Source organism: Pseudomonas sp. Sample_16 (assembly GCF_004307665.1).
Lineage (GTDB): Bacteria > Pseudomonadota > Gammaproteobacteria > Pseudomonadales > Pseudomonadaceae > Aquipseudomonas.
Map to the genome: position 1 here is coordinate 14,858 of NZ_RCOB01000200.1, position 24,401 is coordinate 39,258.

Here is a 24,401-nt window from a genome sequence, read left to right on the forward strand (position 1 = left end):
ACCGCAGCGCTGCACATCTGACGCCCCGACCGCCTGGTTCGGGGCGTTTTTTTGTCTGCGATTTAACCAACACTGCAAAACCCCGGTAGGAGCTGACGAGTGAAACGAGGCTGCGATGTTTTGATCTTGCTTCTAAAAAACAAAGTCAAAAGATCGCAGCCTCGTTTCACTCGTCAGCTCCTACAAAGGTCGGCGGCAGTCTGGGCAAAAACGTTGCTCCATCTCTAAGCGGAGTGAGCGACCGGGAATCAGATAACGAAGTTAACCAGTCGATTGGGCACCACAATCATCCTGCCCGCGCCTTCCAGATAACTGCGCAACACCGGATCAGCCAATGCCTGGCTCCGTATCGCATCGTGATCGGCATCAACCTGGATCATGATGTCCCCACGCAACTTGCCGTTGACTTGCACCATCATTTTTACTTCGTTCTGTTTCAAGGCTTCATTGTCGGGTACCGGCCACGAACTGTCGTAGATGTCACCTGCGAAACCCAGTTCCGCCCAGAGTGTCTGGGCGATGTGCGGCGTAACGGGATACAGGACCTGCAACAGGATCGCCATCCCCTCGCGGGCCGCGTGCGGGCCAGCCGACCTGCCGCCCTCCAGCACCTTGAACATCTTCATCGCACCCGAAACCACAGTGTTGTATTGCAGCCGTTCGTAATCGTTGTTGATCTGCTGCAGCAAGCGATGTATCTCAAAGCGCACGCGTCTGGATTCGGCAACGTCCTCAACCCGAGCATCCCCACCATCCGGGGCCCGGCTGTCACAGGCAAAAGTCCATAGCCGGCGCAGGAAGCGATAAGCACCCTCCACCCCACTGTCGCTCCAGATCGTGTCCTGGTCGGGAGGTCCCGCGAAAATAGTAAACAAACGGGCAGTGTCGGCGCCGAACGTGTTGATGATGTCCTTCGGCTCGACGACGTTGTTCTTCGACTTGGACATTTTCTCCACGCCGCCAATGGTGACGGGCAAACCGTCCTCAAGCGCCGTAGCCTTTACCGGGCGACCTTTTTCATCGTACTCGACCGTCACCTGCGCGGGATAAAACCATCGCCGACTGCCATCATCCGCTTTGCGGTAATAACTTTCCCGCAACAGCATGCCTTGGGTGAACAGGTTCTTGAACGGTTCGCTGAACGCCACCAGCCCTTCATCCCGCATAGCCCGGGTCCAGAACCTGGCGTACAGCAAATGCAGCACAGCATGCTCGATACCGCCGATGTATTGATCGACGGGCATCCAGTATTGGCTGCCTGGCCCCACCATCGCGGTAGCACTGTCGGGATCGCAGTAGCGCATGAAGTACCAGCTTGAGTCGACGAAGGTATCCATGGTGTCCGTTTCTCGAAGCGCCGGCGCCGCGCAGCGAGGGCAAGCCACATGGCGAAATCCTTCATGTTCCAGTAACGGGTTTGCGCTGCCGTCGGGAACACAATCGGTGGGTAACACCACGGGCAGATCTGCGTAAGGTACCGGGATGTCGCCACATTGTTCACAATGGATGATGGGAATTGGGGTTCCCCAGTACCGCTGCCGTGAAATCCCCCAATCGCGCAGGCGCCACGTGGTGGTTTCCTCGCCCATGCCACATTCAACCAACGCCGCGACGATGGCCTGAGTGGCCTGTTCGACTGTCAGCCCATCGAAGGTGCCGGAGTTGATCAGATGGCCGTCCCGACGGGTGTAATCGTCTGACCAGACCTCGGGCTCGTACGCCTGATCATCGGAGGCAATGACCTGGCGAACAGGCAAACCGTATTGATGGGCAAAGTTGAAGTCACGCTCATCGTGGGCAGGCACGGCCATCAGGGCCCCTTCACCGTATTCGCTGAGCACATAGTTGGTAATCCACAGTGCGACAGGCTCACCGGTCAACGGGTGCTCGACGTGCAAACCGCTGGGAACGCCGATCTTGACCTGAACGCTGGAGGCGGGACCGGCATCCGCCGCTTGACGACACGCCCGCACCTGCAACTCCAGGCTCGGATCAAGCTCCAGAGCCCGCCTGGCCAGTGCATGCTCGGGAGAAATGGCACAGAAGGTCACCCCCATCAGCGTATCCACCCGGGTTGTGAACACCCACAGCTTGCCTGCATCGATAAGTTGCTCCGACGCATCCCGGATCTGGTGGGCAAATACCAGACGAACACCGCTGGCCTTGCCGATCCAGTTGCGCTGCATGGTGCGCACCCTGTCGGGCCAGCCATCCAGCGTGTCGATGGCCGATAGCAACTCTTCGGCATATTGCGTGATACGCAGGTAGTACCCGGGAATTTCCCGCTTCTCGACCAGCGCCCCCGAGCGCCAGCCTCGACCTTCGATCACCTGCTCATTGGCCAGCACCGTTTGGTCGACAGGATCCCAGTTGACTATCTGGGTTTTCTTGTAGGCCACGCCCTTTTCCAGCAACTTGAGGAAGAACCACTGACTCCATTTGTAATACTGTGGGTCGCTGGTGGCGATCTCGCGCGACCAATCGAAGGCCAGCCCCAGCGGCTGCATTTGCGCCTTCATGTCCGCAATGTTCAGTCGTGTCCACTCGGCGGGAGAAACACCCGACTGCATGGCCGCATTCTCTGCCGGCAAACCAAAAGCATCCCAGCCCATCGGCATCAGGACATTGAACCCTTTCATGCGTAAATGACGGGCCAACATGTCGTTGATCGTATAGTTGCGAACGTGCCCCATATGCAACTTTCCCGATGGATAGGGAAGCATCGAGCAGGCATAAAACTTCGGCCGACTTTGATCTTCGACCGCCCTGAATACATCACCTTGAAGCCATTTGGCCTGAGCCGTACTTTCAACCCAGACTGGATCATACTGTGGTCGCATAGAGGTTCCTCAACATTGCAGGAGCTGAACAACGACTCGCTCGGCTCACACTCCTTAAAAGTTACCGGTCGATTTGCTTCAGTTCCTGTCCGGCGATGAAACACGGGGCGCTACAGCCCACCTGGCAGCAACCAAAAGACAGCCGCCTCCGAACAGGAGGCCCAACAGCCCATAAAGACTCCAACTCAGCTGGAAACCGACCCCGCTGATCAACGAGGCGCCCAGCCCTACGGATACCATCCTCGCCCCCGCCAGCACGATCGGAATAAGGGAAAAAAGACTGGCCTGGGTTTGCAATGTGGTTTTCTGCGAAATCAGCGCGGTGATGTAGGTAATGCCGAGAATCTCACCCAGCGTCCAGAAGAAAACAAACGACAGGATCAGAACTGTCTGCTCGAAAAAGGCATAGGCGCCAAATCCGATACCGTAAAAAACCGCAGCCAGGGACAGATTGGTGAGCGCCCCGAAACGCGACGTCAACGCTATCAGTGGTTGCGTCAACACGATCACCATCAACGCATTGACGATACCTACAGCACCGAACACGCTGGCGGCCTTCCCCGCCGTTACCACGTCAAGCCATAGAGGCAGCTGATATTCACGCTGCGCATCCAGCACCGACAACGCAAAGAACATTGCGCCCGCAACGATCACGATCCTTGGCACATCAACCAGTGCGCCGATGGAAGCCCTTCTGGCTTCAGGTACGGCGCTCTGGCGTTCCGGCAGAGCCAGAAAGATACTCGCCAAAAGGCACAACACACTCACGACCATCGCAAAAATCATCAGGTAGTGACTGTCCAGGCCGAGCAAATACCCACCAATCACGAACAGCAGCGCGCCCCCCAGATTGCTGGCCAGGTGTAAATAGCCAAAGTTGGCGACGCGATTGCTTTCATCCGCCACCAAGGACGTGAGGACACTAAATACCGGCGTGATCAGGCCCGCACACAGCATGAACAGCAGCACCATCACAATGGATGCGATCGATGAGCTGAACAGTGCAGCCAACAACAAAAACACCGATGAACAAGACGAGGTACAGATCAATAGCACCCGGAAGGAACAACGACCGATCAGCACCCCGCCCAACAGATTGCCCAACAGATAGAACGCCGACATCAGCGTGATTACCAAGGCCACCGCCGAACTGTCGAGCTGGTAGTGGCGCTGGAAAAACAAAGCAGCAAAAGGCCCCAAGGCATTCGCCATGACGAACAGCAACCGAAGCAAAACGATATTGCGCATCCCTTCTGCCATACCGATCCTTTTCAGCAATTCCTTCACTTGAGAATCACCTCGACGCTGCGCAAGTGAGCAACGCTGGCAGCCGTACTGCCGCTGCCAAGCAATATTGCCATCAGGAATGTTTTGAGATCCGACGAAGCAGGAATGGCCACACGCAACATATTGTCGAGCAGGCCGAAGCTGTGGGGGTACTGCGAACAGTCGCTGACGCGAATTTTGGCCTGAGCGAAAGCGTTGGCCAGACGACCGTCGGACTGATCCTGCAACAGCAAAAAATTCGTATCGCTTTCGTATACGACGATCGCGTTGGCCCGACAGACTTCGATTATTTCACGCTTGATCTGCGCGAGTTTATCGTGAGCCCGCTGCAATGCTTCCCGGTTCTGCAAGCAGAACAGCGCAGCTTTCACCGCCACATGGTTTACATCCCAGGGTCCGCGCACCTTCATCAGTTCACGGATTGATTCCGGTCGCGTGATCACATACCCCAGACGCAACCCGGCAAGGCCAAAGTACTTTGAGAACGAACGGATGACGAACAACTGCCTGGCCGTGTTGAATGTATCCAGACACGAGTGTTGCAGGTACTCAAAGTAGCATTCGTCAACGATCATCGGCTTGTCTTGTCTTACACAAGTCTCGACAAGAGCTTTCAATTGCTCAGGATCAATACGTACGCCCAGAGGATTGTTGGGGTTACACAGGATCAGTCCCTGACAGGTTTGCAAAGCCTCGAGCACAGCCTCGGTCGGCAGCACGAATCTTTGGGCTTGTTTCTCGAAGCCCACGATCACCGGCGCCACGCCATTGACGTCGAGCATCTGGTAATAGAAGGAAAAAACCGGAGAAGGAACTACCACCCGATCCCCGGGCGAAAACACCGACCGTATCACCAGATCGATTGCCTGATCCGCCCCATTGCTCAACAGCAAGCTGTCGGTCGACACCTTGCAGTACTTTGCCAGCTCGCTAAGGAGTGGCTGATAATTGGGGTAGGTGAACAGATCCCGAGGCTTCAATTCGGTGGCCATGAACCGCGCCAGAAACTCATGTAGAAACTGGTTTTCATTCAGATCCAGCAACACCGACGAGAGATCGCGTTCCGGAGACTTCCATAATCCGGAACGCAAGATGCGTCCGTGAAACTTCATTTGTGCATCCCTCCGTAGATCACCTGTTCGCCGAGCTCATACATCTGCCTGACCTCTTCGTCGCTGGCATACACCACCGACTTCCCTGTGGCCGCCGATAAATACTGGCTCGTAATCAATCGACTGATTTCCGCAGTGAATGCCACGGCACGATGAAACGCCTCGGACAGGTCGCGGCCAAAACAGGTAATGCCATGACTGGGCATGACAATGCAGTTGGTGTCGCTGGCGCAGCGGCCAATGGCACTGACATCCAGTTCGACATTCACACCCTCACCAAGAATGCACGGTGGCTTGCCCATCACCAGTGCCGTGTCGTTCGACACGTACTCCATTTCACGCCATTGCATGACAGCGAAGAAGGAAATGACTTCATTGGGATGAAGATGCACCGTGGCATTGACATCAGCGCGACAGCGCATGATTTCCCGGTGCATCTGGTGCCCCAGGCTGGGTCTGAAACGACCGTGCAAAAGCTCATCGGACTGCATATCCAGCACAGCCAGATGTTCAAGACCGCACTCTTCCAGGGAGACGCCGCGGTGTTTGGTGTAGATCACTTCGCGCTGCCAGTATGCGCAGTGGCTTCGTACAGCGATATTGCCCAGCGTATTGACCAACAGCTGTCGCGCCGCCAAGCGCTGACCGTATTGAAGAATACTGCTGCCGATCGCCACGTCGAACCAGGCTGGCAACCCGGATCGGGAAGTTTCAAGTCCCGCCAGTTTTAATTCAGGCATATCCCTTTGCCTCCCCCCGATACGCAATCGGGATTGACCACGGTTTTGATCTTTGTCCCCTGTAGCAGACCCAGAATCGTTTCCAGGGCATTGGCCTTCAAATCGGCCAGAGAGCGTTCGCTGTAAAACGCGGCATGCGGCGTCAATAACACACGCTCATGTTCGATCAGGGCCTGGGGAGGTGCCGGTTCCTCCTGCACGACATCCAGCAGTGCCATTGACACTACCCCGGACTGCAGGGCCAGAAGCAGAGCATTGGTATCGACGATGCCACCTCGCGCAGTATTGACCAGGGTCGCACCGTGCTTCATCCGCGAAAATCGCGCATCGTTCATCAAATGCGCAGTGTCCGGATTAAGAGGCAAATGCAGCGATATGACATCGGCCGTATCGAGCAACGACTCCAGCGTGCCGCCCTGCGCAATACCTTCGACACAGCGCTCGACCCAAGGATCGTAAAAACAAATCCGGTAACCCAGGGCCACCGCTCTGCGCGCCAATGCTCGCCCTGTTGCGCCATAACCGATCAACCCCAGGACCGTATCTGCGCAGGCTTTGACCTCGCCAGTATGAGCTCGCCAGCTCCAGCCGCCCTGCCGGGTGTGCCTGGCGTAGTCGAGAAGCTTGCGCTGGGCAAAGAGAATCAACGCCATGGCGTGCTCCGCGACTTCCTCCGCCCCCACAGAGCCGATGTTGGAGCAAAGAATGCCTTTCGCGCTCAAAGCCTCGACATCCACATCATCAAGGCCAATGGTCGCCTTCACCAACGCGCGGCATCGATGCATCCTGGCCACCAATGGCGCGTCGATGACAACCGAATGAAAGGCGATGATCCCGTCGGCGCGGGCCAATTGTTCATCCGAGGGCCGGGATGTGACCTCCAGGCTATAGGGCTGATGCGCCGAACCCGAGACATACTCCCCAGGGTCGACATAATTCACTCTCCGCGAATCGATCATCAGAATATTCATGAGCTTCTCCTCCTTCCCTAGCAGTAGCATTGCCGATTCAAATTTCGCGCCTGGCAGCCCTCAGCCGCTGAGGTAGTCGCAGTGTTTGCCGATGTTCCGTGCCATGGCCACGTCATATAGGCAGGCAGCGACCACCATGTCCTGACTGGCGTGGCCGACGCTGCGGAAATAACTCAGACCTTGTTTATGCGTTACTGGCGAAGGCTGCTCGACGGCTAAAGCACCGATTTCCCGGATGTCCTTTACACCAATCACCGACAACGCCAACGCCTGAGCAATTTCGCCCGACTCACGACATGCGGCGTCCAAATGATCGACATGAACTTGAGCGTTGCCCAGTAACCGGGGATCGATCTCGCATGCCTGAAGCGTACTGCCACCAATGGCATTGATATGGGCATCGGATTTGAGCTGATGCACTCCAATCAAGGGCAGTGGACTGTCATGGGAGGTCGTCGTGCAGACTATGTCCGCATCAGCCAGCGCCTCCTCCATGCGGTTGACGGCCTCGACCGGCAGCGCAAGCTCAATGGACAGGCGCTCGGCCAAAGCGACACTTTTGGCCAGGCAACGGGAAAATATCCTGACCTGCCCCAGATCTCTGATAGCGGCCATCGCCTTGGTATGCGCTGCGGCCTGAGCCCCAGCACCGATCACCGCCAGATTGAGTCGCTCCCGCGGGCAGAGCTTGTCCGTCGCCAGGGCACTCATGGCACTGGTACGAATCGCCGTCAGGGCTGCACTGTCAATCATGGCTAGCAACCTCCCGCTGTCGATATCGATCAGCAAAACCGCGCCATTGACCCCCGATAACCCATGCATAGCGTTGCCGGGATGAAACGACGACACTTTGATGCCCAGCGTCTGGCTTCCGGGCAAAAAGGCCGGCATGAACAAAGAGAATGCTTTCTGTCGCTCGTGTGTGATGATCGAACGTTGCGGAACCACAGGAGGCGAGAGTGCAAACCCCCGGTGGGCTTTTTCGAGTGCGCGAACAAGCGTTAGTAACTCGACACAACGCCCGATATCTTCGCGATTAAGAAGCAGCATGGCTTTTACTTTTCCATCAAAGCTTTTCGAAGATACGGGCCATCCTCGAGCCGGCAGCACTCATGCTTGAGTGCCTCCATCCATCGACATCGCCATCCCGAGACGCCTAGCCGACCGGGTAGTCTTGGGAATGCCCTTGCTTGGGAACCAAAAAGGTGCGCAGGTAAGTGATCACGGGGGTGTCATCCTGCTTACGACCAATCACCCTGATGGTGACAATGCCTTGCCCCGGACGCGATCGGGATTCACGCTTGGAGACAACCTCGCTCTCGGCGTACAAGGTGTCGCCGACATAAACCGGATTTGGCAGACGAATTTCGTCCCAGCCCAGGTTTGCGATCGCCCGGGCACTCATTGTCGCTACCGTCATGCCGCTGATAATCGACAAGGTCACCGAACTGTTGACCAGCAATTTCCCGAATTCGGTGCGCTGGGCATAAGCAACGTCGATATGTGCAGGATGGTTGTTCATGTTCACCAGTGACTGCCAGATGTTGTCCAGCTCAGTCACAGTTCGGCCGGGGCGGTGCTCGAATACATCCCCCACCACAAACTCTTCGTAGTGCAAGCCATAAGACTCCCGGTAGCGATTTGCACCGATCCGTACATGGGCCGAAATCATCGGTTCCATAACCTTCTCCTCAAAGGCCCAGTTCCTGGGCGCGCTGGATAAGTTTCCTGGCTTGCTTCACAAACGGCGGTCCCACCATGAGGTTTTTCAACCGGGTGATTTTTTCACCACTGTTCTCCGCAGCCTGCACAACTGCCAAAGCATGTTCGTACTCAGCGATGGAAGGAGTGAACACATCATTGATGATGGGAATCTGCCTTGGGTGAATGGAGGTCTTGCCACTGAATCCCAACTCCCGGGTGTCCTGGCATTCCTTCAGCAGCCCCGCCTCGTCGTCGAGATTGAAGTAAGCGGTGTCGAACGCGGGAATACCCGCGGCGCTTGCGGCCGCGACGATGCTCCCACGGGCATGCAGGATGTTGCTCCAGCCACCGATCTGCACCCCCAGGCTGGCCGCATAGTCGGCGGAACCAAAGATCAGTCCATCGGCACTCGATGCAATGGCGTAAATATCCCGCAGACAGGCCGGTGTTTCGACGGTGACCAGTATTTTCGGACTTTCTCCATCACGACTTAAATTGGCGCGCACCACCTCTATCTCCGCCGCCGCTTCGGTCATTGCCAGGACAACGAACTCGGGCCGCTGGTCAAGTGATTGCACCAGCAGCAGATCGAGCAACCCTTGATTGTCCCGCAGAGGATTGATACGCAGTGCTGTACGCTGCGTAACACGGGAACGATAGAACTGTTCGACACACAACCGGGCTTCAGCTTTCCCAGAGAGCGGAACACCGTCCTCCAGATCAATCACCATGACATCCGTCAGAGCACTCTTGGCGTATTGCTCAGGGTGCAAGGCGGAGCAATACAGCAAACTTCTTGGTGTGGGATTGGACATCGCAACCTCTCAACGCTGGACAGGTTTCAGGTTCAGACGGGCCTCTTTGACCGCTGCCTGGACAGCGGAGCAGAAGCTCCGGACATCTTCTTGGGACATGTCTGCACGCATCATCACGCGCAAACCGGATTTGTTCCTGGCCACGATGGGAAAGAATACTGCCGAGGTGTAATACCCGCGTTTGAAGACACCCTCCGAAACAGAAATCGCCATATCCGGACTGTCTAATGGGATAACCCGAATCGGTAGACCCGACCCCGCGTGCTCCGTCGCAAACAAGCTGTCGAACAGGCAAATATTGGCACTAAGCTTCTGCTGCAAAACGCCAAGCTCACTGGTCTTGTGAATATCCAGAGAAGCCATGGCAGCGCCTATAGCGGCGGGATTCACATATTGCGAATAGGACATTGGCCCGCCAAAACGACGGAAAATCTTCTGATAGTTGGCCTTCTCCGACATGAATATACCGCCTCCATTGGCGCCAAATGCCTTGGCCAATGAATAAACCAACAGGGTCCGCGGATTGAGCTCAGGCAGGAAAGTACGAATATAACCTTCACCCCGCTCGCCATAGGCGCTCAATGAATGAGAATCATCGAAGTAGAGAAACAGCCCAAACTTGTCCTGCAAAGCCAACAGCCGCTCAATAGGCGCACTTCCCCCCATACTGTAAGCACCGTCAGCAACATACGCGACCAAAGGATGACGCTTGCACATATCCTCGATGAAATCGACATCATTGTGATTGCAAGTGACAACCTGCGTTTCATCACCGCAGATGGCCTTGACCTGGTTCAGTGCAAAATGGGCATGTTTATCAAAGATCAAAAAGGGGCGCTGGCCATCAGTAAACATACCGGCTGCCAGCAGGGGAAGAGACGCGACGATGCCCGCGCTGCAGGAAGTCGCTGTGAATGCTCGACAATTGAAATGGGCAGATAAGGCGTCTTCAAGCTCATCGAGCTCTTTCAACCTTATTCGGATACGCGAAGTGGGCAAATTCACGGTACCGCAACTCAGCACATAATCTGCAGCACGTCGCGCCAGACGTTCATCGACCTCAAGCCCCAAATATGAACAAGAGCACATGTTCATGAATTCATGACCGTTCTGGTCTTGCATGCGCCCCTGTCGAGTATGCTCGATACTCAAATCGGTAAGCCCCGACTCTTGTGCAAGCCCCCAGGAGGGATTACCCATTTCGACGGATCTGGCAGTGTTGATATATTTATTTTTTTGCTCTGACATACACGACCTCTCTATGACCGATGACACATGAAGAGCCAGTACAACAGCAAAATTCAATACACCAGCCACTTCATGCCAGCCCAATTAGCCTTACACACTCATTTCTTTCCGGCAACTCAGAAAAGTCTGTAATTTACGAATGAAAGTTCCGTAGGAATTTTCGCCAAAACCAAACCGAAATACTAACAAAGCTTCAACAGATAGATATTTACGCAAGTGCAATCCTGATGAGAAATTATACCCAACGCCGCTCTGAATTATCATGTAACAAACCAAGATAGTTTTGTTAGATCCCACGCCAGCAAAATGCAGATCCCTCTCTATATTCAAACGTTACGCCTACTTGAACTATTTGCACCCAACCACCAAACGGAGGTTCCTTCATGGAAGGAAGATTAAAAGGTAAGCGAGCTCTAATAACAGGCGCATCGGCAGGCATTGGAAGAGCAATAGCCGAAGCTTTCATTGCGCAGGGGGCCGACGTTTTCATTACCGCACGCACTGATGAAGCCGGCGCGCGTGCAGTTATTGAAATAGCCGAGCGTCTTGAACAGCGGGCCAGTTTCATGCTTATGGATGCCGAAAGCTGTAGCGTAAATGCGCTCTTCGAGAAAGCGCACGCAGACATCGGACCGATAGATATACTTGTCAATAATCCCGCATTCATAACCCGCACTCCATTTCTGGAGCTGAGCGGCGATGAGTACGAACGCACCCTTGCAGTCAACCTCCGCTTCCCCTTCTTTGCAACTCAACGCTTTGCAAAAGATTGCATAGCACGCAAACAGGGCGGCAGCATCATTAACATTTCATCGGTCAGCGCCTTCAAGGCAGTCAGCCGAATGTCAGCGTATCAAGCCAGCAAGGCAGCACTGTCGATGCTTACACGAAGCTGTGCCTTGGAACTGGCTCCCTATGGCATCAGGGTCAACACCCTTTCACCTGGACTGACCGCCACCAACGGCAACGCCAACCAGTGGCGGGACGCTCCAGAGCTATGGCAGAACAGAAAAAAAGAGATTCCAATGCAGCGCGCCGGAATTCCCTCGGATATGACGGGCGCTGCCATCCTCCTGGCATCCGATGAGTCATCATGGATGACCGGTGCTGATCTGGTAATTGATGGGGGGCACAGCTGTATTTAGAGAACCTTAAAGTCGCAGCAGACTTTATGTTTTTTTCCTATTGGCACGAGGCATAGCAAGGTCGTACCTGTCGCCTCTGATCTGCTTGGCCTAAACAACTGGCCGTTGCGGACCGAAAGCCAACCGCAACGCCGCACATCTGATACCCCGACCTGGTTCGGGGCGTTTTTGCCTGAGATATACAATCACCGCCGAACCCTGTGGGAGCGGGCGATGGTGATTCAGGGAAAAACATTGTTCCAGAGCAGTTTCTCGCTCGGAAAACCAAGGTAAAAATGCCCCGTCCGCTGCTCGCAGTAGCGCGCATGTAAGACAACTTCCCGACCACTCACCCGTTAAACAGTTTGAAAACCGACTCAAACAATATTGATTATCATTTGGCGACAACTATGTTCGTTACATTCCCTACAAAACATAATTGATGAAAACCCTGCTAATGCCCGCATCGCATGGGCTGCGGGGCTTTGGAGGTGCGCTATGTCCTTATTCCTATAAATAATTTCGCTATAGGAATTTTACTTGCGGGGTGTTTAGCCATAAAATCAGCGGGATTGATTGCTGCGACATATCGTCACTGCTTTGTTCTTTTTCAAGCTCAGAGACCTTTGCTCTCTGTTAAGGATTACCAGCATGCCCGAAGCGACAGGACTCATGGCCCACAACTGGGGCTTTGCCATTTTCCTTCTAGGCGTCGTCGGCCTCTGTGCCTTCATGCTGGGCGTCTCCAGCCTCCTTGGGTCAAAAGCCTGGGGCCGCAGCAAAAACGAACCGTTCGAGTCCGGCATGCTACCTACAGGTGGCGCCCGCTTGCGGCTCTCAGCCAAATTCTATCTGGTCGCGATGCTATTCGTGATCTTCGATATCGAAGCCCTCTTTCTCTTTGCATGGTCTGTGTCCGTCCGCGAAAGCGGCTGGACCGGATTCGTCGAAGCTCTCGTTTTCATAGCAATTCTGTTGGCAGGTCTTGTCTACCTATTCCGAGTGGGCGCCCTTGATTGGGCACCGGAAGCTCGGCGCAAGCGGCAAGCGAAGCTGAAACAATGAGGCTTTGGCAATGCAATACAATCTCACCAGGATCGACCCCGATGCTCCTAACGAGCAGTATCCGATTGGCGAACGGGAAACCGTTTCCGATCCGTTAGAAGATCAAGTCCACAAAAACATTTTCATGGGCAAGCTCGAAGACGTGCTTAACGGCACGATCAACTGGGGGCGCAAGAACTCCCTGTGGCCGTATAACTTCGGCCTTTCGTGCTGCTATGTGGAAATGACCACCGCCTTCACGGCGCCCCACGACATCGCGCGCTTTGGCGCCGAAGTTATCCGGGCATCGCCGCGTCAGGCGGATTTCATGGTTATCGCCGGTACCTGCTTCATCAAGATGGCGCCGATCATTCAGCGTCTCTACGAGCAAATGCTCGAACCCAAATGGGTCATTTCCATGGGTTCGTGCGCCAACTCCGGTGGCATGTACGACATCTACTCTGTCGTTCAAGGGGTGGACAAGTTCCTGCCCGTGGACGTCTACGTGCCTGGCTGCCCGCCCCGTCCTGAAGCTTTCCTGCAAGGCCTGATGCTGTTGCAGGAGTCGATTGGACAGGAGCGTCGTCCGCTTTCCTGGGTCGTTGGTGATCAAGGCGTATACCGCGCCGAGATGCCTTCCGAGAAGGACAAGCGCCGCGAACAGCGAATCGCAGTCACCAACCTGCGCAGCCCCGACGAAGTCTGATCCAGATCTGCTTCTTTTATAGAACGAGAAACTGGCTTCATTCTTTACGTTGACCGAAAGCGATAAATAACCATGACTACAGGCAGTGCTCTGTACATCCCGCCTTACAAGGCAGACGACCAGGATGTGGTCGTCGAACTGAACAACCGTTTTGGCCCGGAGGCGTTCACCGCCCAGCCTACCCGCACCGGCATGCCGGTGCTTTGGGTTGCCCGCGCCAAACTCGTCGAAGTCCTGACGTTCCTGCGTAACCTGCCCAAGCCGTACGTCATGCTTTATGACCTGCACGGCGTGGACGAGCGTCTGCGCACCAAGCGTCAAGGGTTGCCAAGCGGCGCCGATTTCTCCGTGTTCTACCACTTGCTGTCGATCGAACGTAATAGTGACGTGATGATCAAGGTCGCCTTGTCCGAGAGCGACCTCAGCTTGCCGACCGTCACCAGCATCTGGCCGAACGCCAACTGGTACGAGCGTGAAGTCTGGGACATGTACGGCATCGACTTCAAAGGCCACCCTCACCTGTCGCGCATCATGATGCCGCCGACCTGGGAAGGTCACCCGCTGCGCAAGGACTTCCCGGCGCGCGCCACCGAATTCGATCCGTTCAGCCTGACCCTGGCCAAGCAACAGCTCGAGGAAGAAGCCGCGCGCTTCAAGCCAGAAGACTGGGGCATGAAACGTTCCGGCCCGAACGAGGACTACATGTTCCTCAACCTCGGTCCGAACCACCCTTCGGCGCACGGTGCGTTCCGCATCATCCTGCAGCTGGACGGTGAAGAAATCGTCGATTGCGTTCCGGACATCGGTTACCACCACCGTGGCGCCGAGAAAATGGCCGAGCGTCAGTCCTGGCACAGCTTCATCCCGTACACCGACCGTATCGACTACCTCGGCGGCGTGATGAACAACCTGCCGTACGTGCTCTCGGTCGAGAAGCTGGCCGGCATCAAGGTGCCGGAGAAAGTCGACGTCATCCGCATCATGATGGCCGAGTTCTTCCGGATCACCAGCCACCTGCTGTTCCTGGGTACCTACATCCAGGACGTCGGCGCCATGACCCCGGTGTTCTTCACCTTCACCGACCGCCAGAAGGCGTACACGGTGATCGAAGCCATCACCGGTTTCCGTCTGCACCCGGCCTGGTACCGCATCGGTGGCGTCGCCCACGACCTGCCGCGCGGCTGGGAAAAACTGGTGAAGGATTTCGTCGAGTGGATGCCCAAGCGTCTGGACGAATACCAGAAAGCCGCACTGGACAACAGCATCCTGCGTGGCCGGACCATCGGCGTCGCCGACTACAACACCAAACAAGCCCTGGAATGGGGCGTCACCGGTGCCGGCCTGCGTGCCACCGGGTGCGACTTCGACCTGCGTAAAGCGCGTCCGTACTCGGGTTACGAGAACTTCGAATTCGAAGTGCCGCTGGCTGCCAATGGCGATGCCTACGACCGCTGCATCGTGCGCGTCGAAGAAATGCGCCAGAGCATCAAGATCATCGAGCAGTGCATGCGCAACATGCCGGAAGGCCCGTACAAGGCGGATCACCCGCTGACCACGCCGCCGCCGAAAGAGCGCACCCTGCAGCACATCGAAACCCTGATCACGCACTTCCTGCAAGTTTCGTGGGGCCCGGTCATGCCGGCCAACGAATCCTTCCAGATGATCGAAGCGACCAAGGGCATCAACAGTTATTACCTGACGAGCGATGGCGGCACCATGAGCTACCGCACCCGGATTCGTACCCCAAGCTTCCCGCACCTGCAGCAGATCCCTTCGGTGATCAAAGGCAGCATGGTCGCGGACTTGATCGCGTACCTGGGTAGTATCGATTTCGTTATGGCCGACGTGGACCGCTAAGCATGAACAGCACGCTTATCCAGACAGACCGTTTCACCTTGAGTGAAACCGAGCGCTCGGCCATCGAGCACGAGTTGCATCACTACGAAGACCCGCGCGCGGCGTCGATCGAAGCCCTGAAGATCGTCCAGAAGGAACGTGGCTGGGTGCCGGACGGCGCTCTGTACGCCATTGGCGAGATCCTCGGTATCCCGGCGAGCGACGTTGAAGGCGTGGCGACGTTCTATAGCCAGATCTTCCGTCAGCCGGTGGGCCGTCACATCATTCGCGTCTGCGACAGCATGGTCTGCTACATCGGTGGCCACGAGTCGGTGGTCAGCGAAATCCAGAGCAAGCTCGGCATCGGCCTGGGTCAAACCACCGCCGACGGTCGTTTCACCCTGCTGCCGGTCTGCTGCCTCGGCAACTGCGACAAGGCGCCGGCGTTGATGATCGACGACGACACGTTCGGTGATGTGCAGCCAGCAGGCGTTGCCAAATTGCTCGAGGGCTACGTATGACCCTGACTTCTTTCGGCCCGGCCAACCGCATCAAGCGTTCGGCCGAGACTCACCCGCTCACCTGGCGTCTGCGTGACGACGGCGAAGCCGTATGGCTCGACGAGTACCAGGCCAAGAACGGCTACGCCGCTGCGCGCAAGGCCTTCGCCGACATGGCTCAGGACGACATCGTCCAGACCGTGAAAGATTCCGGCCTCAAGGGTCGCGGCGGTGCAGGCTTCCCCACTGGCGTGAAGTGGGGCCTGATGCCCAAGGACGAATCCATCAACATCCGCTACCTGCTGTGCAACGCGGATGAAATGGAGCCCAACACCTGGAAAGACCGCATGCTGATGGAGCAACTGCCCCATCTGCTGATCGAAGGCATGCTGATCAGTGCCCGCGCACTGAAAACCTACCGTGGCTACATCTTCCTGCGTGGCGAATACACCACTGCCGCCAAGCACCTGAACCGTGCCGTGGAAGAAGCCAAGGCCGCGGGCCTGCTGGGCAAGAACATTCTGGGTTCGGGTTTTGATTTCGAGCTGTTCGTCCACACCGGTGCCGGGCGTTATATCTGCGGTGAAGAAACCGCACTGATCAACTCCCTCGAAGGCCGCCGCGCCAACCCGCGCTCCAAGCCGCCCTTCCCTGCCGCCGTTGGCGTGTGGGGCAAGCCGACTTGCGTGAACAACGTCGAGACCCTGTGCAACGTGCCGGCGATCATTGCCGACGGCGTGGACTGGTACAAATCGTTGGCCCGCGAAGGCAGTGAAGACATGGGCACCAAGCTCATGGGCTTCTCCGGCAAGGTCAAGAATCCGGGTCTGTGGGAACTGCCTTTTGGCGTCACCGGTCGCGAACTGTTCGAAGACTACGCCGGCGGCATGCGCGACGGTTACAAGCTCAAGTGCTGGCAGCCAGGCGGCGCCGGTACCGGCTTCCTGTTGCCGGAACACCTGGACGCCCAAATGTACGCCGGCGGCATCGCCAAAGTGGGCACCCGTATGGGTACCGGCCTGGCCATGGCGGTGGACGACAGCGTCAACATGGTGTCCCTGCTGCGCAACATGGAGCAGTTCTTCGCTCGCGAATCCTGCGGTTTCTGCACCCCGTGCCGCGATGGTCTGCCATGGAGCGTCAAGCTCCTGATGGCCATCGAACAGGGCAAGGGCCAGCCGGGCGACATCGAGACCCTGCTGGGTCTGGTCGGTTTCCTCGGCCCGGGCAAGACCTTCTGTGCTCACGCACCGGGCGCCGTGGAGCCGTTGGGCAGCGCAATCAAATACTTCCGCCATGAGTTCGAAGCCGGTATCGCGCCTGTCAGCGCCGCCGTCCCGCCTCTGGCGAGGCCGATCGTAGTCGGCGCGTAAACGCTTAAAGAAGCGAAGGGTCCGTGCCCTTCGCTTTTCGTGTGATGACGCCGTAAGCGGCTGTGTTGATTCACGCGGACAACAAGATTCCATTAGCCACGCCCGCTGACACCGGGCCAACGAAGAACTTTGAACCATGGCCACTATCCACGTAGACGGCAAAGAGCTCGAAGTCGATGGGGCAGACAACCTGTTACAGGCATGTCTGTCGCTAGGCCTCGATATCCCTTATTTCTGCTGGCACCCTGCCCTCGGCAGCGTTGGCGCTTGCCGCCAGTGCGCGGTCAAGCAGTACACCGACGAGAACGACACCCGTGGTCGTATCGTCATGTCCTGCATGACCCCTGCCACCGACAACACCTGGATCTCCATCGAAGATGAAGAGTCCAAGGCGTTCCGCGCCAGTGTTGTCGAATGGCTGATGACCAACCACCCTCACGACTGCCCGGTCTGTGAAGAAGGCGGTCACTGCCACCTGCAAGACATGACGGTAATGACCGGCCACAACGAGCGCCGTTACCGCTTCACCAAGCGTACCCACCAGAACCAGCAACTGGGCCCGTTCATTTCCCACGAGATGAACCGCTGCATCGCTTGCTACCGCTGCGTGCGCTTCTACAAGGACTACGCCGGCGGCACCGACCTCGGTGTATTCGGCGCCCACGACAACGTTTACTTCGGTCGCGTTGAAGACGGCACCCTGGAAAGCGAGTTCTCCGGCAACCTCACCGAGGTCTGCCCGACCGGTGTGTTCACCGACAAGACTCACTCCGAACGCTACAACCGTAAATGGGACATGCAGTTCTCGCCGAGCATCTGCCATGGCTGCTCCAGCGGTTGCAACATTTCCCCGGGCGAACGTTACGGTGAACTGCGTCGCATCGAAAACCGTTACAACGGTTCGGTGAACCAGTACTTCCTGTGCGACCGTGGCCGTTTCGGCTATGGCTACGTCAACCGCGAAGACCGCCCACGTCAGCCACTGCTGGCCAACGGCACCAAACTGAGCCTCGACGAAGCGCTGGATAAAGCCGCCGACCTGCTGCGCGGTCGCAACATCGTCGGTATCGGCTCGCCTCGCGCCAGCCTCGAAAGCAACTACGCGTTGCGCGAACTGGTCGGTGCCGAGCACTTCTATTCGGGTATCGAAGCCGGCGAACTGGAGCGCATCCGTCTGGTCCTGCAAGTGCTGAAAGACAGCCCGTTGCCAGTGCCGAACATGCGTGACATCGAAGACCACGATGCGATTTTCGTCCTCGGTGAAGACCTGACCCAGACTGCCGCCCGTGTTGCGCTGTCGCTGCGTCAGTCGGTCAAAGGCAAGGCCGAAGACATGGCCGACGCCATGCGCGTTCAGCCTTGGCTCGACGCCGCCGTGAAGAACATCGGCCAGCACGCGCTGAACCCGCTGTTCATCGCCAGCCTGGCTGAAACCAAGCTCGACGACATCGCCGAAGAGTGCGTTCACGCCGCTCCGGACGATCTGGCCCGTATCGGTTTCGCCGTGGCTCACGCCCTCGACACCAGCGCTCCAGCCGTTGAAGGCCTGGACGCTGAAGCGCTCGAACTGGCCCAGCGCATCGCCGATGCCCTGCTCGCGGCCAAGCGCCCGCTGATCATCGCCGGTACTTCCCTGGGCTCCAAAGCCCTGATCGAAGCCGCCGCGAACATCGCCAAGGCCTTGAAGCTGCGTGAGAAGAACGGTTCCATCAGCCTGATCGTGCCTGAAGCCAACAGCCTCGGCCTGGCCATGCTCGGTGGCGAATCGGTCGACGCCGCGCTGCAAGCGGTGATCGATGGCAAGGCCGACGCCATCGTCGTGCTGGAAAACGATCTGTACACCCGTACCGACAAGGCCCGTGTCGATGCCGCGCTGACTGCCGCGAAAGTGGTCATCGTTGCCGACCATCAGAAGACCGCCACCAGCGATCGCGCGCACCTGGTGCTGCCAGCCGCCAGCTTCGCTGAAGGCGACGGTACCCTGGTCAGCCAGGAAGGCCGCGCCCAGCGCTTCTTCCAGGTCTTCGATCCGAAGTACATGGACGCGAGCATCCTGGTTCACGAAGGCTGGCGCTGGCTGCATGCCCTGCGCGCGACCCTGCTGAACCAGCCGATCGACTGGACCCAACTGGACCACGTCACCGCCGCTGTCGCTTCCAGCACTTCGATCCTGAACCGCATCGTCGACGCCGCACCGTCCGCCGCGTTCCGCATCAAGGGCATGAAACTGGCCCGTGAACCGCTGCGCTACTCCGGTCGTACCGCCATGCGCGCCGACATCAGCGTGCACGAACCGCGTACCCCGCAGGACAAGGACACCGCATTCGCCTTCTCGATGGAAGGTTACTCGGGCTCCGCCGAACCGCGTCAGCAAGTGCCGTTCGCCTGGTCTCCGGGCTGGAACTCGCCGCAGGCCTGGAACAAGTTCCAGGACGAAGTCGGCGGTCACATCCGCGCTGGCGACCCGGGCACCCGCCTGATCGAAAGCACCGGTGATTCGCTGAACTGGTTCGCCAGTGTTCCGCGCGCCTTTAACCCGGCCCAGGGTACCTGGCAGGTTGTACCGTTCTTCCACCTGTTCGGCAGCGAAGAAAACTCTTCGAAAGCCGCGCCGGTTCAGGAACGTATTCCAGCAGCCTACGTTGCACTGGCCAAGTCCGAAGCCGACCGCCTGGGTGTCAACGACGGTGCCATGCTGAGCCTGAACGTGGCAGGCCAGACCTTGCGTCTGCCGCTGCGCATCAATGAAGAGCTGGGCGCTGGTCTGGTTGCATTGCCTGCGGGCATCGCCGGCATTCCGCCAGCGATCTTTGGCAAATCCGTTGACGGTCTGCAGGAGGCAGCGCAATGACCTTGTTCACTCCTGAAGTGATCGACGTGATCATCGCGGTCCTCAAGGCCGTGGTGATTCTGCTTGCCGTGGTGGTCTGCGGTGCTCTGCTGAGCTGGGTCGAGCGTCGCTTGCTCGCCCTCTGGCAGGACCGTTACGGTCCGAACCGCGTCGGTCCGTTCGGCGCTTTCCAGATCGCCGCCGACATGATCAAGATGTTCTTCAAGGAAGACTGGACGCCTCCATTCGCCGACAAGATGATCTTCACCCTGGCACCGGTAGTCGCCATGAGCGCCCTGCTGATTGCCTTCGCGATCATCCCGATCACCCCGACCTGGGGCGTGGCGGACATCAACATCGGCATCCTGTTCTTCTTCGCCATGGCTGGCCTGTCGGTCTACGCGGTGCTGTTCGCCGGCTGGTCGAGCAACAACAAGTTCGCCCTGTTGGGCAGCTTGCGTGCCTCGGCCCAGACCGTGTCGTACGAAGTGTTCATGGGCCTGTCGCTGATGGGTATCGTGATCCAGGTCGGCTCGTTCAACATGCGCGACATCGTTGAATACCAGGCGCAGAACCTGTGGTTCATCATTCCGCAGATCTTCGGTTTCCTGACCTTCTTCATCGCTGGCGTGGCCGTGACTCACCGTCACCCGTTCGACCAGCCGGAAGCGGAGCAGGAACTGGCCGACGGTTACCACATTGAATACGCCGGCATGAAATGGGGCATGTTCTTCGTCGGCGAGTACATCGGCATCGTGCTGATCTCGGCGCTGCTGGTGACCCTGTTCTTCGGTGGCTGGCACGGTCCGTTCGGCATTCTGCCGCAGATCCCGTTCATCTGGTTTGCACTGAAAACCGCGTTCTTCATCATGATCTTCATCCTGTTGCGCGCTTCGATTCCGCGCCCACGGTATGACCAAGTGATGGATTTCAGCTGGAAGTTCTGCTTGCCGCTGACCCTCGTCAACATGCTGGTGACCGCTGCGATCGTGTTGCTCAACACGCCCGCCGTCGCGGCTCAGTGAGGATAGAGAATCATGAAGTACATATTTGACATCGTGCATGGCCTCTACACCCAGCTTCGCAGCCTGGTGATGATCTTCGGCCACGCCTTCCGCAAGCGCGACACGCTGCAGTACCCGGAAGAACCGGTCTACCTGCCGCCGCGCTACCGTGGCCGTATCGTCCTGACCCGCGACCCCGACGGTGAAGAGCGCTGTGTAGCCTGCAACCTGTGCGCCGTGGCGTGCCCGGTCGGCTGCATCTCGCTGCAGAAAGCTGAAACCGAAGACGGTCGCTGGTACCCGGACTTCTTCCGCATCAACTTCTCGCGCTGCATTTTCTGCGGCCTCTGCGAGGAAGCCTGCCCGACCACCGCGATCCAGCTCACGCCGGATTTCGAAATGGCCGAGTTCAAACGTCAGGACCTGGTTTACGAGAAAGAAGATCTGCTGATCTCCGGCCCCGGCAAAAACCCTGATTACAACTTCTATCGTGTTGCAGGTATGGCGATTGCCGGGAAGCCGAAAGGCTCCGCGCAGAATGAAGCCGAACCGATCAACGTGAAGAGCTTGCTGCCTTAAGGAAGAAAGATGGAATTCGCTTTCTATTTTGCATCGGGTATCGCTGTAGTGTCCACGCTCCGCGTGATCACCAACACCAACCCTGTGCACGCCCTGCTCTACCTGATCATTTCGCTGATCGCCGTGGCCATGACGTTCTTCGCCCTCGGCGCACCGTTTGCCGGTGTCCTGGAAGTGATCGCCTACGCTGGCGCCATCATGGTGCTGTTCGTGTTCGTGGTGATGATGCTGAACCTTGGCCCGGCCTCGGTTCAGCAAGAGCGCGTCTGGCTCAAGCCCGGTATCTGGGGCGGCCCCGTCGCCCTCGCCGCGCTGCTGCTGGTTGAACTGCTGTACGTGCTGTTCTCCCACCAGAGCGGTGAAGCCATCGGCCACACCACCGTAGACGCCAAGGCCGTGGGCATCAGCCTGTTCGGTCCTTACCTGCTGGTGGTCGAACTCGCCTCGATGCTGCTGCTCGCCGCAGCCGTCACGGCGTTCCACTTGGGCCGCAACGAAGCCAAGGAGCAATGACGATGCCTGCTATCCCCATGGAGCATGGTCTGGCGGTCGCCGGCATCCTGTTCTGCCTCGGCCTGGTCGGCCTGATGGTCCGTCGCAACATTTTGTTCGTGTTGATGAGTCTTGAAGTGATGATGAACGCCTCTGCACTGGCGTTCATCGTTGCCGGTAGCCGCTGGGCGCAGCCGGATGGACAGATCATGTTCATCCTGGTGATCAGCCTGGCAGCCGCCGAGGCCAGTATTGGCCTGGCGATCCTGTTGCAACTGTATCGCCGCTTCCACACGCTCGATATCGACGCTGCCAGTGAGATGCGCGGATGAACCTACTCTTTCTGACTTTCGTATTCCCTCTCATTGGTTTTCTGCTGCTGTCGTTCTCCCGTGGACGCCTCTCGGAAAACCTGGCCGCGCTGATCGGCGTGGGCTCCATCGGTCTGTCGGCAATCGTTACCGCCTACGTGATCTGGCAATTCAACGTCGCCCCGCCAGAAGGCGGCCACTACACCCAGGTGTTGTGGCAGTGGATGGCGGTGGAAGGCTTCACGCCGAACTTCGCGCTGTATCTGGACGGCCTGTCCGTGACCATGCTCGGCGTGGTTGTCGGCGTCGGCTTCCTGATCCACCTGTTCGCATCCTGGTACATGCGCGGTGAAGCCGGTTACTCGCGCTTCTTCGCCTACACCAACCTGTTTATCGCCAGCATGCTGTTCCTGGTGCTGGGCGATAACCTGTTGTTCCTGTACTTCGGTTGGGAAGGCGTGGGCCTGTGCTCGTACTTGTTGATCGGTTTCTACTACAGCAACCGCAACAACGGTAACGCTGCACTCAAAGCCTTCATCGTGACCCGAATCGGTGACGTGTTCATGGCCATCGGCCTGTTCATTCTGTTTGCCCAACTGGGCACGCTGAACGTCCAGGAACTGCTGGTGCTGGCACCGCAGAAATTCCAGGCCGGCGACTTCTGGATGGTCATGGCCACCCTGATGCTGCTCGGTGGCGCTGTCGGTAAATCCGCACAACTGCCGCTGCAAACCTGGCTGGCAGACGCGATGGCCGGTCCAACGCCGGTTTCGGCACTGATCCACGCTGCAACCATGGTGACAGCAGGCGTTTACCTGATTGCCCGTACCCACGGCCTGTTCACCCTGGCGCCGGAAATCCTGCACCTGGTGGGCATCGTTGGTGGCGTGACCCTGGTTCTGGCTGGCTTCGCAGCCCTGGTCCAGACCGACATCAAGCGTATCCTCGCCTACTCGACCATGAGCCAGATCGGCTACATGTTCCTGGCCCTGGGTGTCGGCGCCTGGGATGGCGCGATCTTCCACCTGATGACCCACGCCTTCTTCAAGGCCCTGCTGTTCCTTGCTTCCGGTGCGGTGATCGTTGCCTGCCACCACGAGCAGAACATCTTCAAGATGGGTGGTCTGTGGAAGAAGCTGCCACTGGCCTACGCCAGCTTCATCGTCGGCGGCGCGGCCCTGGCGGCCCTGCCTCTGGTCACCGCGGGCTTCTACTCCAAGGACGAAATCCTCTGGGAAGCGTTCGCCAGCGGTAACGAAGGTCTACTGTATGCAGGTCTGGTCGGCGCGTTCATGACCTCGTTGTACACCTTCCGCCTGATCTTCATCGCGTTCCACGGTGAAGCGAAGACCGAAGCCCACGCCGGTCACGGCATTGCCCACTGGCTGCCACTGTCGGTGCTGATCATACTGTCGACTTTCATCGGCGCAATGATCGTTCCACCGCTGCACGGTGTGCTGCCGCAAAGCGTCGGCCATGCCGGCGGCGAAGCCAAGCACAGCCTGGAAATCGCTTCGGGCGCCATCGCCCTGGCCGGTATCCTGCTGGCCGCGCTGCTGTTCCTCGGCAAGCGTCGCTTCGTCACCGCCATCGCCAACAGCGGCATCGGCCGTTTCCTTTCGGCCTGGTGGTTCGCTGCCTGGGGCTTCGACTGGATCTACGACAAACTGTTCGTCAAGCCTTACCTGGCGATCAGCCACATCCTGCGCAAAGACCCGCTCGATCAGACCATCGGTTTGATCCCGCGCATGGCCAAAGGCGGTCACACCGCCCTGAGCCGTACCGAGACCGGTCAACTGCGTTGGTATGCCGCCTCGATGGCTGCTGGTGCCGTGCTGGTTATTGGCGCCGTCGTGCTGGTAGCGGTCTGATATGAACCTTGCGA

21 protein-coding genes are annotated in these 24,401 nt (G+C 57.8%); 12 read left to right on the top strand and 9 right to left on the bottom strand.

The genetic code is table 11. The annotated features are described in order from the left end of the window. Window positions 1-248: 248 nt before the first annotated feature. The 9 genes from leuS to D8U69_RS26750 form a co-directional block, all read right to left on the bottom strand. Window positions 249-2,840 carry a leucine--tRNA ligase gene (gene leuS, locus D8U69_RS26710; protein WP_130908490.1) on the bottom strand — a complete coding sequence of 864 codons (2,592 nt, stop codon included), beginning with the start codon at window positions 2,838-2,840 and terminating at the stop codon, window positions 249-251. 78 nt (window positions 2,841-2,918) lie between these two features. Beyond that, window positions 2,919-4,127, bottom strand: coding sequence for an MFS transporter (locus tag D8U69_RS26715; RefSeq protein ID WP_241668700.1), 1,209 nt, complete (start codon window positions 4,125-4,127; stop codon window positions 2,919-2,921). Continuing rightward, entirely contained in the window at window positions 4,124-5,239 is a 1,116-nt protein-coding gene (locus D8U69_RS26720; RefSeq protein ID WP_130908491.1) for a histidinol-phosphate transaminase, read from the bottom strand. The genes D8U69_RS26715 and D8U69_RS26720 overlap by 4 nt, the downstream gene beginning before the upstream one ends. Next, window positions 5,236-5,979 carry a class II aldolase/adducin family protein gene (locus D8U69_RS26725; protein WP_015094383.1) on the bottom strand — a complete coding sequence of 248 codons (744 nt, stop codon included), beginning with the start codon at window positions 5,977-5,979 and terminating at the stop codon, window positions 5,236-5,238. Before D8U69_RS26725 ends, D8U69_RS26720 begins: the two co-directional genes overlap by 4 nt. Further along, window positions 5,967-6,950 (bottom strand): C-terminal binding protein, encoded by a 984-nt coding sequence (locus D8U69_RS26730; protein WP_015094382.1) that lies wholly within the window; start codon window positions 6,948-6,950, stop codon window positions 5,967-5,969. The genes D8U69_RS26725 and D8U69_RS26730 overlap by 13 nt, the downstream gene beginning before the upstream one ends. A gap of 60 nt (window positions 6,951-7,010) precedes the next feature. Further along, window positions 7,011-8,000 (bottom strand): ornithine cyclodeaminase family protein, encoded by a 990-nt coding sequence (locus D8U69_RS26735; protein WP_015094381.1) that lies wholly within the window; start codon window positions 7,998-8,000, stop codon window positions 7,011-7,013. A 106-nt stretch (window positions 8,001-8,106) separates the two neighbouring features. After that, on the bottom strand, window positions 8,107-8,631 hold the full coding sequence (locus D8U69_RS26740; protein WP_015094380.1) for a MaoC family dehydratase: 525 nt from the start codon (window positions 8,629-8,631) through the stop codon (window positions 8,107-8,109). 10 nt (window positions 8,632-8,641) lie between these two features. Further along, the gene (locus tag D8U69_RS26745; protein ID WP_015094379.1) at window positions 8,642-9,469 is read right to left on the bottom strand and encodes a CoA ester lyase; all 828 of its coding nucleotides are present in this window, start codon (window positions 9,467-9,469) and stop codon (window positions 8,642-8,644) included. A gap of 9 nt (window positions 9,470-9,478) precedes the next feature. Beyond that, entirely contained in the window at window positions 9,479-10,717 is a 1,239-nt protein-coding gene (locus tag D8U69_RS26750) for an aminotransferase class I/II-fold pyridoxal phosphate-dependent enzyme (RefSeq protein ID WP_130906284.1), read from the bottom strand. 383 nt (window positions 10,718-11,100) lie between these two features. Between D8U69_RS26750 and D8U69_RS26755 the strand changes: the two genes are divergently transcribed. From D8U69_RS26755 to nuoL, 12 genes are all read left to right on the top strand, one after another. Next, complete coding sequence (locus D8U69_RS26755) at window positions 11,101-11,862, top strand: SDR family oxidoreductase (protein WP_015094377.1); 762 nt, start codon at window positions 11,101-11,103, stop codon at window positions 11,860-11,862. A gap of 630 nt (window positions 11,863-12,492) precedes the next feature. Then, window positions 12,493-12,906, top strand: coding sequence for an NADH-quinone oxidoreductase subunit A (locus D8U69_RS26760; protein WP_003223812.1), 414 nt, complete (start codon window positions 12,493-12,495; stop codon window positions 12,904-12,906). A 10-nt stretch (window positions 12,907-12,916) separates the two neighbouring features. Next, window positions 12,917-13,591 (top strand): NADH-quinone oxidoreductase subunit NuoB, encoded by a 675-nt coding sequence (locus D8U69_RS26765; RefSeq protein WP_008032725.1) that lies wholly within the window; start codon window positions 12,917-12,919, stop codon window positions 13,589-13,591. A gap of 72 nt (window positions 13,592-13,663) precedes the next feature. After that, window positions 13,664-15,448 carry an NADH-quinone oxidoreductase subunit C/D gene (gene nuoC / locus D8U69_RS26770; protein ID WP_056854619.1) on the top strand — a complete coding sequence of 595 codons (1,785 nt, stop codon included), beginning with the start codon at window positions 13,664-13,666 and terminating at the stop codon, window positions 15,446-15,448. A gap of 2 nt (window positions 15,449-15,450) precedes the next feature. Then, entirely contained in the window at window positions 15,451-15,948 is a 498-nt protein-coding gene (gene nuoE, locus D8U69_RS26775; protein WP_008020715.1) for an NADH-quinone oxidoreductase subunit NuoE, read from the top strand. Next, entirely contained in the window at window positions 15,945-17,300 is a 1,356-nt protein-coding gene (gene nuoF / locus D8U69_RS26780; RefSeq protein WP_130908492.1) for an NADH-quinone oxidoreductase subunit NuoF, read from the top strand. The genes nuoE and nuoF overlap by 4 nt, the downstream gene beginning before the upstream one ends. A gap of 136 nt (window positions 17,301-17,436) precedes the next feature. Next, window positions 17,437-20,151: an NADH-quinone oxidoreductase subunit NuoG gene (gene nuoG, locus D8U69_RS26785; protein ID WP_056854620.1), complete on the top strand. Its 2,715-nt coding sequence runs from the start codon at window positions 17,437-17,439 to the stop codon at window positions 20,149-20,151. Continuing rightward, entirely contained in the window at window positions 20,148-21,155 is a 1,008-nt protein-coding gene (gene nuoH, locus D8U69_RS26790) for an NADH-quinone oxidoreductase subunit NuoH (protein WP_056723843.1), read from the top strand. Before nuoG ends, nuoH begins: the two co-directional genes overlap by 4 nt. Before the next feature lie 9 nt (window positions 21,156-21,164). Then, a complete protein-coding gene (gene nuoI / locus D8U69_RS26795; protein ID WP_047527653.1) occupies window positions 21,165-21,713 on the top strand; it encodes an NADH-quinone oxidoreductase subunit NuoI in 549 nt (182 codons plus the stop codon). A gap of 9 nt (window positions 21,714-21,722) precedes the next feature. Next, the gene (gene nuoJ, locus D8U69_RS26800) at window positions 21,723-22,226 is read left to right on the top strand and encodes an NADH-quinone oxidoreductase subunit J (RefSeq protein ID WP_056854621.1); all 504 of its coding nucleotides are present in this window, start codon (window positions 21,723-21,725) and stop codon (window positions 22,224-22,226) included. A 2-nt stretch (window positions 22,227-22,228) separates the two neighbouring features. Further along, on the top strand, window positions 22,229-22,537 hold the full coding sequence (gene nuoK, locus D8U69_RS26805; protein WP_007946416.1) for an NADH-quinone oxidoreductase subunit NuoK: 309 nt from the start codon (window positions 22,229-22,231) through the stop codon (window positions 22,535-22,537). Then, window positions 22,534-24,387 (top strand): NADH-quinone oxidoreductase subunit L, encoded by a 1,854-nt coding sequence (gene nuoL, locus D8U69_RS26810; RefSeq protein ID WP_130908493.1) that lies wholly within the window; start codon window positions 22,534-22,536, stop codon window positions 24,385-24,387. Before nuoK ends, nuoL begins: the two co-directional genes overlap by 4 nt. Window positions 24,388-24,401 lie beyond the last annotated feature (14 nt).

What these genes read in the sequence shown, in the direction of transcription:
- D8U69_RS26735 (WP_015094381.1), bottom strand. Translation starts at nt 8,000, where the DNA reads ATGCTGCTTCTTAATCGCGAAGATATCGGGCGTTGTGTCGAGTTACTA.
- D8U69_RS26745 (WP_015094379.1), bottom strand. Translation starts at nt 9,469, where the DNA reads ATGTCCAATCCCACACCAAGAAGTTTGCTGTATTGCTCCGCCTTGCAC.
- D8U69_RS26760 (WP_003223812.1), top strand. Translation starts at nt 12,493, where the DNA reads ATGCCCGAAGCGACAGGACTCATGGCCCACAACTGGGGCTTTGCCATT.
- D8U69_RS26750 (WP_130906284.1), bottom strand. Translation starts at nt 10,717, where the DNA reads ATGTCAGAGCAAAAAAATAAATATATCAACACTGCCAGATCCGTCGAA.
- D8U69_RS26720 (WP_130908491.1), bottom strand. Translation starts at nt 5,239, where the DNA reads ATGAAGTTTCACGGACGCATCTTGCGTTCCGGATTATGGAAGTCTCCG.
- nuoK (WP_007946416.1), top strand. Translation starts at nt 22,229, where the DNA reads ATGCCTGCTATCCCCATGGAGCATGGTCTGGCGGTCGCCGGCATCCTG.
- nuoE (WP_008020715.1), top strand. Translation starts at nt 15,451, where the DNA reads ATGAACAGCACGCTTATCCAGACAGACCGTTTCACCTTGAGTGAAACC.
- nuoJ (WP_056854621.1), top strand. Translation starts at nt 21,723, where the DNA reads ATGGAATTCGCTTTCTATTTTGCATCGGGTATCGCTGTAGTGTCCACG.
- D8U69_RS26740 (WP_015094380.1), bottom strand. Translation starts at nt 8,631, where the DNA reads ATGGAACCGATGATTTCGGCCCATGTACGGATCGGTGCAAATCGCTAC.
- nuoF (WP_130908492.1), top strand. Translation starts at nt 15,945, where the DNA reads ATGACCCTGACTTCTTTCGGCCCGGCCAACCGCATCAAGCGTTCGGCC.
- D8U69_RS26730 (WP_015094382.1), bottom strand. Translation starts at nt 6,950, where the DNA reads ATGAATATTCTGATGATCGATTCGCGGAGAGTGAATTATGTCGACCCT.
- nuoH (WP_056723843.1), top strand. Translation starts at nt 20,148, where the DNA reads ATGACCTTGTTCACTCCTGAAGTGATCGACGTGATCATCGCGGTCCTC.
- D8U69_RS26755 (WP_015094377.1), top strand. Translation starts at nt 11,101, where the DNA reads ATGGAAGGAAGATTAAAAGGTAAGCGAGCTCTAATAACAGGCGCATCG.
- nuoC (WP_056854619.1), top strand. Translation starts at nt 13,664, where the DNA reads ATGACTACAGGCAGTGCTCTGTACATCCCGCCTTACAAGGCAGACGAC.
- leuS (WP_130908490.1), bottom strand. Translation starts at nt 2,840, where the DNA reads ATGCGACCACAGTATGATCCAGTCTGGGTTGAAAGTACGGCTCAGGCC.
- D8U69_RS26725 (WP_015094383.1), bottom strand. Translation starts at nt 5,979, where the DNA reads ATGCCTGAATTAAAACTGGCGGGACTTGAAACTTCCCGATCCGGGTTG.
- nuoG (WP_056854620.1), top strand. Translation starts at nt 17,437, where the DNA reads ATGGCCACTATCCACGTAGACGGCAAAGAGCTCGAAGTCGATGGGGCA.
- nuoL (WP_130908493.1), top strand. Translation starts at nt 22,534, where the DNA reads ATGAACCTACTCTTTCTGACTTTCGTATTCCCTCTCATTGGTTTTCTG.
- D8U69_RS26765 (WP_008032725.1), top strand. Translation starts at nt 12,917, where the DNA reads ATGCAATACAATCTCACCAGGATCGACCCCGATGCTCCTAACGAGCAG.